This window comes from uncultured Anaerococcus sp., from assembly GCF_937934665.1.
GTDB lineage: Bacteria > Bacillota > Clostridia > Tissierellales > Peptoniphilaceae > Anaerococcus.
On record NZ_CALGYW010000089.1, the window covers coordinates 1 to 13,179 of the forward strand.

The 13,179-nt window shown below is 35.4% G+C and carries 13 protein-coding genes and 2 pseudogenes; 13 read left to right on the forward strand and 2 right to left on the reverse strand.

Annotated elements, in window-relative coordinates:
* Together Q0410_RS04980 and Q0410_RS04985 are read left to right on the forward strand one after the other, a co-directional pair.
* On the forward strand, positions 1-1,074 hold a 1,074-nt coding region (locus Q0410_RS04980), incomplete at its 5' end, for an ABC transporter ATP-binding protein (RefSeq protein ID WP_299033691.1).
* Complete coding sequence (locus tag Q0410_RS04985; RefSeq protein ID WP_299033694.1) at positions 1,007-1,708, forward strand: ATP-binding cassette domain-containing protein; 702 nt, start codon at positions 1,007-1,009, stop codon at positions 1,706-1,708. The genes Q0410_RS04980 and Q0410_RS04985, both read left to right, overlap by 68 nt.
* Positions 1,709-1,748: 40 nt before the next feature.
* Here the strand turns inward: Q0410_RS04985 and Q0410_RS04990 are convergent, their stop codons facing one another.
* Together Q0410_RS04990 and Q0410_RS04995 are read right to left on the reverse strand one after the other, a co-directional pair.
* The gene (locus tag Q0410_RS04990; RefSeq protein ID WP_299033697.1) at positions 1,749-2,909 is read right to left on the reverse strand and encodes an MFS transporter; all 1,161 of its coding nucleotides are present in this window, start codon (positions 2,907-2,909) and stop codon (positions 1,749-1,751) included.
* Between the two features lie 111 nt (positions 2,910-3,020).
* On the reverse strand, positions 3,021-3,299 hold the full coding sequence (locus Q0410_RS04995; protein WP_299033700.1) for a GNAT family N-acetyltransferase: 279 nt from the start codon (positions 3,297-3,299) through the stop codon (positions 3,021-3,023).
* A gap of 104 nt (positions 3,300-3,403) precedes the next feature.
* On the opposite strand from Q0410_RS04995, the gene Q0410_RS05000 reads away from it, so the two are divergent.
* The 11 genes and pseudogenes from Q0410_RS05000 to Q0410_RS08515 all read left to right on the forward strand — a co-directional run bounded on the left by Q0410_RS05000 (position 3,404) and on the right by Q0410_RS08515 (position 13,099).
* Positions 3,404-4,153: a hypothetical protein gene (locus Q0410_RS05000; protein WP_299033706.1), complete on the forward strand. Its 750-nt coding sequence runs from the start codon at positions 3,404-3,406 to the stop codon at positions 4,151-4,153.
* A 355-nt stretch (positions 4,154-4,508) separates the two neighbouring features.
* Positions 4,509-6,809 carry an FAD-dependent oxidoreductase gene (locus Q0410_RS05005; RefSeq protein ID WP_299033709.1) on the forward strand — a complete coding sequence of 767 codons (2,301 nt, stop codon included), beginning with the start codon at positions 4,509-4,511 and terminating at the stop codon, positions 6,807-6,809.
* A 163-nt stretch (positions 6,810-6,972) separates the two neighbouring features.
* A complete protein-coding gene (locus Q0410_RS05010; protein WP_299033712.1) occupies positions 6,973-8,085 on the forward strand; it encodes an ABC transporter ATP-binding protein in 1,113 nt (370 codons plus the stop codon).
* A complete protein-coding gene (locus Q0410_RS05015) occupies positions 8,078-8,875 on the forward strand; it encodes an ABC transporter permease (RefSeq protein ID WP_299033715.1) in 798 nt (265 codons plus the stop codon). The genes Q0410_RS05010 and Q0410_RS05015 overlap by 8 nt, the downstream gene beginning before the upstream one ends.
* Entirely contained in the window at positions 8,865-9,668 is an 804-nt protein-coding gene (locus Q0410_RS05020) for an ABC transporter permease (protein WP_299033718.1), read from the forward strand. The genes Q0410_RS05015 and Q0410_RS05020 overlap by 11 nt, the downstream gene beginning before the upstream one ends.
* Positions 9,652-10,731 carry a PotD/PotF family extracellular solute-binding protein gene (locus tag Q0410_RS05025; protein ID WP_299033721.1) on the forward strand — a complete coding sequence of 360 codons (1,080 nt, stop codon included), beginning with the start codon at positions 9,652-9,654 and terminating at the stop codon, positions 10,729-10,731. The genes Q0410_RS05020 and Q0410_RS05025 overlap by 17 nt, the downstream gene beginning before the upstream one ends.
* A 152-nt stretch (positions 10,732-10,883) precedes the next feature.
* Positions 10,884-11,189, forward strand: a complete 306-nt coding sequence (locus Q0410_RS05030; RefSeq protein WP_299033724.1) for a hypothetical protein — start codon at positions 10,884-10,886, stop codon at positions 11,187-11,189.
* Positions 11,101-12,012, forward strand: a complete 912-nt coding sequence (locus Q0410_RS05035; protein ID WP_299033726.1) for a M20 family metallopeptidase — start codon at positions 11,101-11,103, stop codon at positions 12,010-12,012. Before Q0410_RS05030 ends, Q0410_RS05035 begins: the two co-directional genes overlap by 89 nt.
* 361 nt (positions 12,013-12,373) lie before the next feature.
* Positions 12,374-12,566: pseudogene (locus Q0410_RS05040) on the forward strand (hypothetical protein).
* A gap of 1 nt (position 12,567) precedes the next feature.
* Positions 12,568-12,654: pseudogene (locus tag Q0410_RS05045) on the forward strand (Maff2 family mobile element protein); the annotation flags it as partial.
* Positions 12,655-12,913: 259 nt separating this feature from the next.
* Entirely contained in the window at positions 12,914-13,099 is a 186-nt protein-coding gene (locus Q0410_RS08515) for a DUF6199 family natural product biosynthesis protein (protein WP_367178714.1), read from the forward strand.
* Positions 13,100-13,179: the final 80 nt, after the last annotated feature.

The window sequence follows — 13,179 nt, forward strand, 5'->3', positions numbered from 1 at the left end:
AGTTTCATCCAAATTTATATGCTAAATAGGATTAAGATTTTAGTACAAAAGTCTATAAGTCTTGACCTTCTAGATTCTCTAACTATTGAGGAAAGTCCGATAATAAGCGCTAGAGGACCATCAGCTTTTTTATCATCGCTGTTTGGAGATGCCGAACAGATTTCTACAAGACTTTTTGCTGATAATATGTTTTTTGGGATAATAAGCATAATATCTGCGATAGTAATTTTATTTATATCCTATAGGTGGATGAAGATTTTTCCCTTGCTTATTCTCATTTCATACGTCATAGCGGGTCTTGGCCTTTTTATTTTACAAAAAAGAAGGTCAGTAAATTTCAAAATATTAAGGGATGAGATAATGAAATTAAATCCTATAATGCTTGAGACTATCGAGAACAAAACTTCCTTAATGAATAGTGGTAATTTTAACCAGAGGCGAAATTTTATAGAAGAAAAAATGGACGAAAGAGATGATAGTTTCAAAAAGGTCTTGGTCTACGAAGAGATGGCTGGTGGTTTTATCGATACGATAAAACACCTAGCTTTGATAGTATTTTTTATCCTTGCTATGTTTGAAATAAAGAGGAAAAATCTACAAATTTCAAGTTTTATAGCCCTTAATTTTTATTTTGAAACAATCTTTATGCCCCTTTATTTTGTAAGAAATTTTTACGATACTAAGACAAGTGTGAATATGCTTTATAATAGAAACAAGACATCTTATGAGGCGAAATCTAAGCTTAATATCCCAAAAAGAATTGACTATAAAATAGAAAATCTTACTTTAAAGTATGATGACAGAGTACTTCTTGATGAGATTTCTATTAAGCTTGATAAGGTCTATGGGATTGTTGGCTTATCTGGCGAAGGTAAGTCATCTCTTTTTAATCTTTTGTTAGGAAATGAAAAAGCGAGCCAAGGAATAGTTTTAGTTGGAGATAAAAACGTTAGTGAATTAGATCTTAATATGAGGCTGGCACTTTTTAGGTTCTATCCTCAAGAAAATGAAATTTTTGATGATGACCTTGCTTATAATATCACTTTTGGCAAAAAAAAGGCTGACAGAAAGTGAGTATAGGAAAAAAGAAAAAGAAATAAATGATTCACTTCTAAAAATTAGAAAAGGTGAATTTGATGAAAACTATAAGCTAATCATAAATACTCTAACAAGCTCGAAAAACCATGATACTGATAATGAATTAAGAAGTGATTTTATTAAAAATCTTTTGGAAATGGATCAAAAGGGAATATCAGATCTCGCTGGACTTATTCTTTCTCATAATTTTTATATTGGTAAAGACTATGATAAATTGATAGAAAAATTAAATATTTCCCACCTAAAAGGGAGGAAGCTCGGTCAAAGAGGAAAGAAAATATCCGGTGGAGAAAAGGAGAGAATTGCTCTTGCAAGGCTATTACTTTTAAAAACCAAGGCGGCATATCTCATAGATGAGCCTTTCACAAGCCTTGATCTAATCAGTGAAAAGGAAGCTTCTGATATTTTAAAATCTTATCTTGAAAATGAGAAAGGGCTCATAATTTCCCATAAAATCGACCTATTAAATAAATTAACAGATGAAATTATTGTTATAAATAAGGGAAAAATAGAAGCTATTGGCAAGCACGACAAACTTTTAAAGGACTCAGAAGTTTATAAAAAATTATACGAAGAATATCTTAAAAAATTTGCGAAAGAAAATAAATAAGAAAAAATCTCGGAAAGTTTTAAATTCCGAGATTTTTGTTTTACACTCTTCTAAAGGATCTGACGCTTAGGTATTCGTAGAAGTAGACTGCGAAAAAGCCTAAATATAGGACTGCAAAGCCCATAAAGGCTGTTGTTGGACCCTGTAGATTAAATATTAAATTAAGAGCATTTAGAAAGCTTGATGCCAAAAATCCTCCTATATTACATCCTACAAAGATTAGGTTATTTATTATCCTTGATGATGAGGACCTTGTTACCCTTGCCACTTCTGCGAATATATATGGAAAGCAGAGGCTTTGAGAGATAGCTGTTAGGGCCATGGCTAGCATGTAGACGTAGACATTTTCTCCAAAGATACTTAGGATAATATTTGTAAGGACATAAAGGATAAGGCCAAGTAGGATTGTTTTAGACCTTAGTTTTCTATTTATCTTTCCAAAGAAAAATCCAGTTATCATTCCACAAAGGGGCAGGACCATGGTTAGCATATTGATATTAACTTCTTGGCCCAAACTTCTTGTGGCTACAGTTGAAAACCTAATTGTAACAGCTGTTGTATCCATAACCATAATCCCTGCAAAGACCATAAAAAATATGGTTTGGAGGGTAATCCTAAATTTTTCATCAGCTAGGTTTATGGGATGGACTACATTTTCTACAGTGAGGTTAAAAAATATCAAAACTAAAAATGCCAGGGCGTAGGTTAAAAATACTAGTTGCCAGGAAATTTTCATGATAAGACCTGCTATAAATAAAAGGGTCATAAGACCTATATATTCAAAGGAGTTTCTAATGCCGTGAAGTCCTGCAGCCTCATCTCCCTTGTAGAAGATATTTATAAGGCTTGCTGAGTGACCGTTATAAAGGCCAACACCAAAACCTAACATAAGCCTTGATAGGAAGATAGATAGGTAAGTTCTTGATAAAAGAGGCAGGAAGGCAGATGTGCCCACTAAAAAAAGCCCCAAGCTTACGCATTTTTTGATGCCAATTTTTTGGCTAATGGGTTCGCTTAAAAGGATTGCGATGATGGTTGTTATAGATGGAAGGCTAACTAAAAATTCTGCTTGAGCAAGTGTTAGGCCTAGCTCATCTTTTATAAAGATTAAGGCTCCACTTATAATGGCATTTACAGCCAAAAAAATAGAGATTGATAAGATCCCCTGTTTTCTAAATCTGTGCTTATTCGATTTTTCCATTTCCACCTCCCTTATCTTATTACACTTATAATACCCCCAAAAAATCCTATCTTCTAGATTGGGCAAATTATTAACAAAGAAAAGGACCTAAGTACAGTTAGGTCCAATATTTTATCTCACATCTATATCCTTGTAAGAGTCGTCTTCGTCAAATTTCTTACGTACATAGGAGCAGGTTGGATAGATTTTCTTACCTTCTTTTTTGGCAAGACCTACCACTTCTTCTAAGAGTTTACCTGCAATTCCCTTGCCTCCATAAGATGGGTCTACCTCGGTATGGTAGATGTCTATAACATCATCCTTTACTTGGTATTCGCAAAGGCCGATTGTTTTTTCTCCATCTTTTGCTTCAGACCTAGATTTTTCTTTATTTAGTTTGATTTCTATCATTATATCACCTCCCTATATTAATACCCATTTATATTTTTTATGGTAAAAATTTCTAAAATGTGGTAAATTATTAATGAGAGAGAAATTAAGAATTGGAGAATATTATGAAAAGAGCATATAAATATTCATCTATATTATGGATATTAATTATAGTAGCTATTACAAATTATCTAATAGGAAGACTCATTCTTGCTATGGGTGATGATAATTTTGTAGTGACATTCTTAGCTGACCTAATAACAGGGATAATTTCCTTTATATTTTCATTTTCTATTTCTAGTGGACTTATTAGAAATAGGATGGGGTCAGTTGGAGATTACCTAAACCAGGTAAATTATTTAAATATGAAAGTCCTTACAGTTGGTTTTTTAATATCTGTGGCAAGGGCCATTGGTCAGTCAGTACTTACAGCAAGTGGAGCTATCAGCGTATTTTCAGCTATGGCTAACCCAAGTAATAGCGCAGTCTTTGCTATTGGGGCTGTTATCCTACCAATAATTGGCCTTATAATTATAGCACTTGTTGCTATATTCTTTGCCTATACTAATTTTTACCTAGCTGATCATTATGATACAGAAGATGGGGTAATGACAATTATAGGAAAGATTTTTAGCCAAGGTAAGAGACTTTTTAAAAAGACTTTGCTTTTGGGTCTAAAATGGGAAGGCATCCCACTTTTAGTCTATATCCTAAGTCTTGGACTTTTGCTTTTGGTAAAAGATGAGTTTGTTGGTTGGGGCTTATTTGCATTTTTCACCCTAGCCTATGCCATAGTAGCTCTAATTATAGCTATAATATTTTTGGCAAGATTATCTGATATTTACTTAGATGATAAAATTGAAATTCAAGAATAAATTTTGTGCTGTTGCAGAATGAATAAATCGTCCCAATATAATCATAGGGTCTCAAAGAGCCGACGGGCTTTTTTCTCGTAAAGTTTCGCCTCCATGAGCCAGTGGGCTGGAATTGGCCTTACGGCCTCAAGAGGCAAACTTTCAAAGAGAATCCTAGGTTGGTGGGAGGATAATCGCAATTTGCAACAGCCTTTTTTTAGGAAAATTTATAAAATACTTAACAAGATATTATATATTTTATTGATTTTGTGCTATACTAGGGGTAAGAAAGATGAGTAGAGATATCTTAATGTTGCAAGTATGAAATTGTTTGCATATATAAACATTTTTACTTATAAAAATAAAGGAGGGTCTTATGAAAAAATCTAAATTGTTGGCTTTGATGCTTATTGCAGGTTTTTCCCTAACTGCTTGTACAGTTGATACTGATAAAAAAGAAGAACCAAAGGAAGAAACAAAAGTAGAAGAGCAGGTTGAAGAAGTCAAAGAAGAGGAGAAGGAAGAAGGTAAGGATACTGATGAAAATAGTGAAAAAACAAAATTTACCTTCAAGCCAGGTACATACGAGGCAGAGGCAGATGGCTATAATGGACCTATGAAGGTCTCTGTTAAATTTAACGAGGATAAGGTTGAAGAAATAGAAGTAGTAGAAAACGTTGAAACAGACCACGTTGGTACCCCTGCCTTTGATATTGTAAAAGAAGATATTTTAAAGACAAATGGTACAGGTGTTGATAATGTATCAGGAGCAACAATCACATCAGCTGCCTTTAAATCAGCAGTTAATAAGGCGGCAGAAGAGGCAGAAGTAAGCGATCTTGACGCCTTTAAGAAAAACACAATAGAAGTAAGCCCGCAAGAAGCAATCGAAGAGACCTATGATGTGGTGGTTGTAGGTGCTGGCGGTGCAGGGGTTTCTGCAGCAGTGGAAGCAGCTCAAGCGGGAAACAAGGTTGCCCTTGTGGAAAAAAACGTTGAAATCGGTGGTAATACTCTTGTTTCTGGTGGCCAATACCAATCTGTCATGCCATACCTTGTTTGGGATAAAGATGATCCAGATGCAACAGAAGGCGAACACAATGGCGAAAAATTTGAAAAAGTAAAATCAGATAACGGTAGGATTCATACCCTAGAGACAATTTATAATTGGTCAGAAGAACCATTTGACGAAAAACTTGACGGAGAAGACTTTGTAATAGGAGATATAGAAGCCCTATCAAAAAGAGGTGTTCACGAAGAATACCTGCCTGTGCTTAAGGCTTTAAAAGAAGAAATCAAGGCCTATCTTGACTGGGCCAAACCACAACTAGAAGCTGGCAAGCAAGAAACTGACCTTACACTTTTCTCAACTATCAATCTCCATATTTTCCAAACCTACTATGGTGGTATAAGGCCAAACTTTGAAAAAACTAGCTGGGTTTATGGAAATGAGGGGCTAGTTAGCCAATTCATAGAGGAAGGCCAGGAGATAAAACCATGGCTAAATGAAATGGGATCACAATTTGATGACTCTACCCAAAGAACCCTAATAGGTGGTTTGTGGCAAAGGCAAAACCAATTTATTGGCTCAGAAGTAAATGGAGAGATGGAAGAAGGTAGGTGGGCAACCTACTTTAGAGCGCCTATTCAAAAGTTTGAAGAGCTAGATGAAGATAACAAAATCTACAGAAGAGCAGATGCCGAAAAGCTTATAGAAGAAGAGGGCAAAGTTGTAGGAGTTGAAGGAGAACTCTTTGACGGTACAGCCTTCACCCTTAAGGCAAATAAGGGAGTTATCCTTGCAACAGGTGGCTACGCTGCAAATATCGAAAGAGTTAAGGAAACAAACGAGTATTGGGACCCAGAAGCCCTTGAAGGATCTTTAAAGACAACCAACAGAAATTCCCTAATGGGTGACGGTATAAGGATGGCAGAAGAGGTTGGAGCAGCGACAACAGGCGAAGGCTTTACCCAAATGATGCCAATTTCCTGGATCCAAGACGGCAACCTTGCCTTTGGTGGTGGTGAAGATGTAATCTATATTTCACCAAAAACAGGCAAGAGGTACGTAGATGAGTCTGCAGAACGTGATGTTTTATCAAAGGGTGCCTTTGATAATGGTATAGAGATAAACGGCACCAAGGGTGTCTTTGTAGAAGTAGGTAATGTAGCAAGTCCTATTCCTGGACCATACCCATATGAGGATGAGGATGTCGATCTAAGGCAATATGTAAGAGAAATAGATGAGCTTGACGACCTCTTTAAAGAGCTAGAAATAGACCTTACAGGCCAGCAAATAGAAGATGCTATAAAAGAATACGACTCTTATGTAATGGGTGAGACAGAAAAGCTAGAAGTTTCAAAAGAATCCTACAGGTCTCTAATCGGTGAAGCAGAAAAGGATGAAAATGGCAAATATAAACCAGATACCTACAAGATTGGCAAAATCAGAGTAAGGTTCCTAGCTCCATCAACCCACCATACCATGGGCGGACTTAAGGTTGATGATCACAGGAGAGTCCTAAACGCTGATGATAAGCCAATAGCAGGTCTTTATGCAGCAGGAGAAGTTACAGGCGGTATCCACGGCGGTAACAGGCTTGGGGGCAATGCCATAACAGAAATAATTGCTTCAGGTAGGACTGCAGCGAAAACTGTTGAAGAAGATAATAAATAAGGATTATTAAGCAAAAAGTGTACTGGGCCTAGGCCTGGTATATTTTTTTGAAAATTTTTAACAAAAGTATATCCACTTGATATTTTTTTGTAAATCTCAACTCCTAAAAATTTAAAAAAAGAGGTATACTTTTTATAATGATAAAATGTTGGGGGTGGTCAAAATGGATAAAAATTTTGATAATTATTCGGTAGTTTTAGATGGAGTTTCTAAGTTTTATGGAGATGAAGAAGTCCTAAAATCTGTTGACCTAGAGCTTGAAAAGGGAAAGTTTTATACTCTTTTGGGGCCATCTGGTTGTGGTAAGACTACCATTTTAAATTTAATAGCAGGGTTTTTAGAGCCAAGTAGGGGCGATGTCTATATAAATGGGGAAAATGTAGGAAATGTCCCAGCTAGTAAGAGGACAGTAAATACAGTCTTTCAAAACTATTCTCTCTTTCCTCATATGAATGTCTACGACAATGTGGCCTTTGGTCTAGAAATAAAAAAAACTGACAAGGCTATTATAAAAAAAGAAGTGGAAAAGGCCCTTGCCATGGTAAATCTAGCAGGTTTTGAAAAGCGTGAGGTTAGCCAAATGTCAGGTGGCCAAAAGCAAAGGGTAGCAATCGCTCGCGCCATTGTCAATAAGCCTGATGTGCTCTTACTAGATGAGCCTTTATCTGCCCTTGATATGAAACTTAGAAAGTCTATGCAGGTCTTACTTTCTGATATCCAGTGGGAGCTAGGGATTACCTTTGTTTTTGTAACCCATGACCAGGAAGAAGCCCTTGCTCTAAGTGACCATATCTTTGTCATGGATAAGGGGAAAATTGTTCAACAAGGTCCTCCAAAGGATATCTATGACGAGCCAATTAACCGCTATGTAGCAGAATTTATTGGTGAATCCAATATCCTAAAAGCAAGGATGGTTGATGACTACAAGGTAGAATTTGCAGGCAAAGTCTTTGACTGTTCTGATGCAGGTATAGCCAAGGGTGAGAGGGTAGAAGTAGTTATAAGACCAGAAGATATAGAAGTAGTCCCTCTAGATATGGCCGATATAGGGATAAATATTGATAATATTCTCTTTCGCGGGGTCTTTAATGAAATAATAGGCAATGATAAGAGAGATTTTACTTGGAAAATTCATACCACTAAGCGTTTTGAAGAGGGAGATGATATTGGTCTTAGGATAAATCCTGAAAATATCCACGTTATGCGCTATAATGAATCTGAAGAAGCCTTTGATAAGAGACTTGAAAAGTATGCTACAGGAGAAGATGATGGCTAAAAAATACCAAAAATTAACCTTTATTTACTATATTTGGATTTTGATATTTATAATTGCTCCAATCCTCCTACTTTTGTACCAATCATTTTTTGATATATACGGGAATTTTACCTTTGATAATTATATAGCCTATTTTTCTAGCAAAAACTATATAATAATGACCCTAAATTCCTTTTTGACGGCTTTTCTAATCACATCCTTTACCCTCTTGTGGGCCTATCCTTTTTCATATTTTTTGACTAAGGCTAAGCACAAGGATTTGATTTTGCTTTTGGTAATTTTACCAACCTGGATAAATCTAGTCCTAAAAGCCTACGCTTTTATAGGACTTTTTAATAAAAATGGTACGATTGTTGGGCTTTTAGGCCTTGCAAGTGAGGGCTTTCTTTTTACAAATCCAGCCTTCATTTTGGTTGCATCCTATGTAGAATTACCCTTTATGATTCTACCTATCTTTAGGTCTATAGATTCGATTCCTAAGGAATATATAATCGCTAGCGAAGATCTTGGAGCGACTAGGTTTCAAACCTTTAGGAAAATCATCCTGCCGCTTTCCAAGGATGGGGTTATAGCAGGTTTTCAGGCAGTCTTTATTCCCTCCTTATCCCTATTTTTAATTACCAGGATAATTGGAGGAAATAAGGTGATTACCTTAGGTACAGCAGTTGAGCAGCACTACCTAGTTACCCAAAACTGGGGAATGGGTTCTACTATTGGCCTTGTCCTTATAGCTATCATGTTTGCAGTAATTTCGTTTTTAAATAGGAAGGGGGATAATAATGGAAAATAGGTCGACTAAATTTTTAAATTTATTTTTGATTTTTGTTTTTATTATCATGTACCTACCTCTGGGATATTTGATTTTTTATTCCTTCAATAGCGGCGGAAACATGAATACTTTCGAATCCTTCACCCTGGACCACTATTTGGCAGTTTTTTCTGACAAGAGGCTCATAAATATAGTTTTAAATACGCTTATTTTAGCCCTTTTGTCATCCTTGATTGCAAGTGTCATTGGCACTTTAGGTGCGATTTCGATTTACTATACAAAAAACAAAAAAATTAAGAAACAAATCCTGAGTTTAAATTCAGTTTTGATGGTCCTTCCTGATATCATGATGGGGGCAAGTTTTTTGATTTTATTTTCTATGCTAATAAAAATTCCTATGGGCTTTGTGTCAGTTCTTTTAGCCCATATTGCCTTTTCTATACCTATTGTTGTTCTTATGGTCCTTCCAAGGCTCTATGCCCTAAATGAAGACATGATAAGGGCTGCAGAAGATCTTGGTGCAAGTGATATAACTATCTTAAATAAGATAATACTTCCTAATATAGCAAGCGGGATTTTTGCAGGATTTTTCATGGCCCTTACCTATTCTCTCGATGATTTTGCTGTTACCTTCTTTGTAACAGGCTCTGGGTTTTCGACCCTTTCTATAGAGATTTATTCTAGGGTAAGGACAGGGATTTCTCTTGAAATAAACGCCTTATCGGCCCTTATTTTTGTCATAGCCCTAGTTATGGTGGTTATCTATTATTTTATAGAAAGAAGGGAGTTAAAGAGATATGAACAAGGTTTATAAGTTTGTTGTAGGGATTTTAGCCCTTACACTTTTATTGGTCGTTGGCCAGAAAAGGTTAAATGCTAGCTCCAATGGGTCAAATGATAAGGATATATATTTTTATAACTGGGGAGACTATGTAGATCCAGAAGTCTTAAAAGATTTTGAAAAAGAAACAGGCTATAAGGTTATTTATGAAACTTTTGACTCAAATGAAGCTATGATGGCAAAAATTGAGCAGGGAAAAACCTATTATGACCTAGCCTTCCCATCAGAATATACAGTAGAGATGATGAAGGAGAAGGGTCTTTTAGAAAAGCTTGACCACTCAAAAATCGTAGGTCTATCTAATATCGACGAGAGATTTTTAGATACAGCCTATGATCCAGGTAATGAATATTCTATTCCTTATTTTTGGGGGACTTTCGGGATAATTTATAATTCTCAGAAATACAGCGAAGAGGACTTTGATTCTTGGAAAAAGCTCTGGGACCCTAAGTTTGAAGGAGAGATTCTTACCTTTGATGGAGCCAGGGAAACTCTTGGAATTGGATTATTAAAGAAAGGATACAGCCTAAATGAAAAGAATGAGAAGGTTTTAAGAAAAGTCAAAAATGACCTAGTGCCTTTTATGGCTAATGTTAAGGCTTTGCTTGCTGATGAAATAAGGATGTATATGGCTCAAGGTGAAGCAGATATTGGAATCACTTTTTCTGGAGAAGCTGCTATGGCCCAGGAAATGAATGAAAATCTTTCTTATGTAATACCTAAGGAGGGCTCAAATATTTGGTTTGATACCATGGTTATTCCTAAAACTAGCAAAAACCATGAAGGTGCCTATGCCCTTATAAACTATCTTTTGAGGCCTGATATAGCAGCTAGAAATGCTGATTATGTTTGGTATGCGACTCCAAATAAAAAGGCAATGGAATTGATCGATGATGAAGCAAGAGAGGATGAAACACTATATCCAGATGATGAAATTATAAATAAGCTTGAGGTTTTCAAAGATTTGGGTAAGGAAACAACAATTTTATATAATGATTTGTTTTTGGATTTAAAAATATCTCCACAAGCAGACTAGAAAGATGAAAGCCGCTTCTTAAGGAGTGGCTTTTAAAATAAAAAAATCTTAATTGGGTATATATGATAAATATGAAAGGATATAGATATGACAGATATAATTAAACAATCAATACTTGAAAATGAAGAAAAAAGATAGCGGATAGAAGATATATGCACGCTCACCCAGAGCTTGCCATGAAAGAGGTAAAGACAACTGCCTTTATAAAAAAAGAATTAGAAGATTTAGGTTTTAAACCGGTTGAGATAGACCCTACAGGTCTTATGGTAGAGATAAATCCAGAAAGTAAGGGTAAGACTGTTCTTTTAAGGGCAGATATAGACGCCCTACCAATTAAGGAGAGCAATGACTTTGATTTTAAGAGTCAAAATGAGGGGGGTAAGTCACGCTTGCGGTCACGATATCCATGCTGCCATGATGTTAAATGCGGTAAAGGCCCTTATAAAGGTCAAAGATGACCTTGATGGCAGGGTTAGGATAATATTCCAACCTGGAGAAGAAACTGGAGAAGGTGGTAGGACTGTTGTAAGCGGTGGCTATACAAAGGATGTTGACACAGGTTTTGCTATCCACATTCACACAGGATGGGATCTTGGCAAAGCTTCAACAGGCTATGGTGAAGTTATGGCCAACAACACCTTCTTTACTGTAAATTTCAAAGGGACATCTGCCCACTCATCAACCCCTTACCAAGGAAATGATGCCATGCTTATGCTTGCAAACTTTATAAATGCAGCCTACGCCATCCAAGCAAGGAAAATCGACAATGTCTTCCACCCAGTTGTCCTAAACCTAGGAGTAGTAGAGGGTGGTTCTGCAGCCAATGCAGTAGCAGCTGATATCAAACTTGACGGTTCATTTAGGTCTTTTTCTAATGAGAGTGTAGACTTTATGGTAAAGGAACTTGAAAAAGCAGCCAAGCTTTCAGCGGAAATTTATGGAGGAAGCGCAGACTTTGACTACCATATGGGTGCTGGTGCTGTAATTAACGAAGAAAAATCAACAGATCTTTCTGTAAAAATCGCAAAAGAAATCTTTGGCGAAGAAAATGTCAAGACAGATCTAAAACTTGCAGGCTCTGAAGACTTTGGTTTTTACCTATCAGGTTATAAAGACCAACCAGGAATAGACGGAACCTATATGTTTATAGGAGGTAGGGACCCAGAAAATAAAGCAACCTATCCTCAAAACCACGCTACTGATTTTAATCCAGATGAAAGGGCTATGAAATACGGGGCAGAACTTTTAGCCCGTTATGCTTACGATTATCTTAAGAAATAAAGTCTTCTTGTGGGAAAATCTATAAAAGTGGTAAGATATAAGTAGATTTTTTATATTCCTAAGGAGCTATAATGAAAATAATTATTTTGGGAGCCGGCAAAGTCGGCTCTTTTGCAACAAAAGACCTAAAGCAGGTTATAAAGCAAGGAAAAGATATTAAAAAGCTCTTTTAAATTATTAAAAAAATAGACTTATTTAATCATTTACCGAATAATTAAATTAACCACATTTAAAGGTAGGTTAAAATGGTAAGGATAAAAAGTCTAACTTAAAACGATTTAATATATAAGACATTTAGCGATTGAATTATAAGTTCAGTCGCTTTTTTAATTGAAATTTATAGATTAAGGAGAAGAAATTAATGGATAAAAAAATGGTAAATATCAATGCTAATTTAGTTAATTAAGCCCTTTTTCAGAATTTGGAAAGGAAAATCTATTCCATGTCTTTGGATATTTCAAAGAAAATAAAAAAGGAGATAAGGTCATCAAGATTTTATAGTTAAATCACTAAACAAAATAGAAAATAAAGAGAAAGAAAACGAGGAGGAATAATATGGAATTTTTTACAGCAGGAGTTGGATTTTTAAAGACGTTTATAACTACAATTGGTGTAGGTTTAGGAGAATGGGGAGTTATTAACTGAAAGGAAGATTATGGAAATGATAATTCTGATTCTGATGTTTAAGTGTCATAAAGTAGCATATAAAAAATTGATATACAGCTCTACTATTCCAAACAAACATTTTTAAAAATGACGAAATTCTTTGAGGTTTTACATATCATATAATAAATAACGATTGATTTATCAGCGTCTCCATGATAATATTATACCAGATATAGTGTAGAAGGTATACAAGAATACCTAGTTGAAAGGAGGAAAATCGGTGGACTATTTATGGGTGCTGGTATTATTGATTTTGGGAGTTTCTATGGTCTGCTATCCTAAAATATTATGGAAAATAGAAAATTTATTCACAGTAAAAAATGGTGAGCCAACCGAACTATATTTAGTATTAATGCGAATAGGTGGTGTATTTTTTATCATTTGTTCAGTTGGTATTATTATATATCTAATTATAAAATGAAATACCCTTATAGTTCTTAAGTTGTATCTTACTATTGTAATTCAATAATTTTAAGAAAGGAGTTAACTATAGAGTTAACT

Bases quoted from the DNA above. Each gene is read 5' to 3' on its own strand.
- Q0410_RS05025 (WP_299033721.1), top strand. From the start codon at position 9,652: ATGAACAAGGTTTATAAGTTTGTTGTAGGGATTTTAGCCCTTACACTT.
- Q0410_RS05015 (WP_299033715.1), top strand. From the start codon at position 8,078: ATGGCTAAAAAATACCAAAAATTAACCTTTATTTACTATATTTGGATT.
- Q0410_RS04990 (WP_299033697.1), bottom strand. From the start codon at position 2,909: ATGGAAAAATCGAATAAGCACAGATTTAGAAAACAGGGGATCTTATCA.
- Q0410_RS05020 (WP_299033718.1), top strand. From the start codon at position 8,865: ATGGAAAATAGGTCGACTAAATTTTTAAATTTATTTTTGATTTTTGTT.
- Q0410_RS04995 (WP_299033700.1), bottom strand. From the start codon at position 3,299: ATGATAGAAATCAAACTAAATAAAGAAAAATCTAGGTCTGAAGCAAAA.
- Q0410_RS05035 (WP_299033726.1), top strand. From the start codon at position 11,101: ATGAGGGGGGTAAGTCACGCTTGCGGTCACGATATCCATGCTGCCATG.
- Q0410_RS05030 (WP_299033724.1), top strand. From the start codon at position 10,884: ATGCACGCTCACCCAGAGCTTGCCATGAAAGAGGTAAAGACAACTGCC.
- Q0410_RS05010 (WP_299033712.1), top strand. From the start codon at position 6,973: ATGGATAAAAATTTTGATAATTATTCGGTAGTTTTAGATGGAGTTTCT.
- Q0410_RS04985 (WP_299033694.1), top strand. From the start codon at position 1,007: ATGAAATTTTTGATGATGACCTTGCTTATAATATCACTTTTGGCAAAA.
- Q0410_RS05000 (WP_299033706.1), top strand. From the start codon at position 3,404: ATGAAAAGAGCATATAAATATTCATCTATATTATGGATATTAATTATA.
- Q0410_RS05005 (WP_299033709.1), top strand. From the start codon at position 4,509: ATGAAAAAATCTAAATTGTTGGCTTTGATGCTTATTGCAGGTTTTTCC.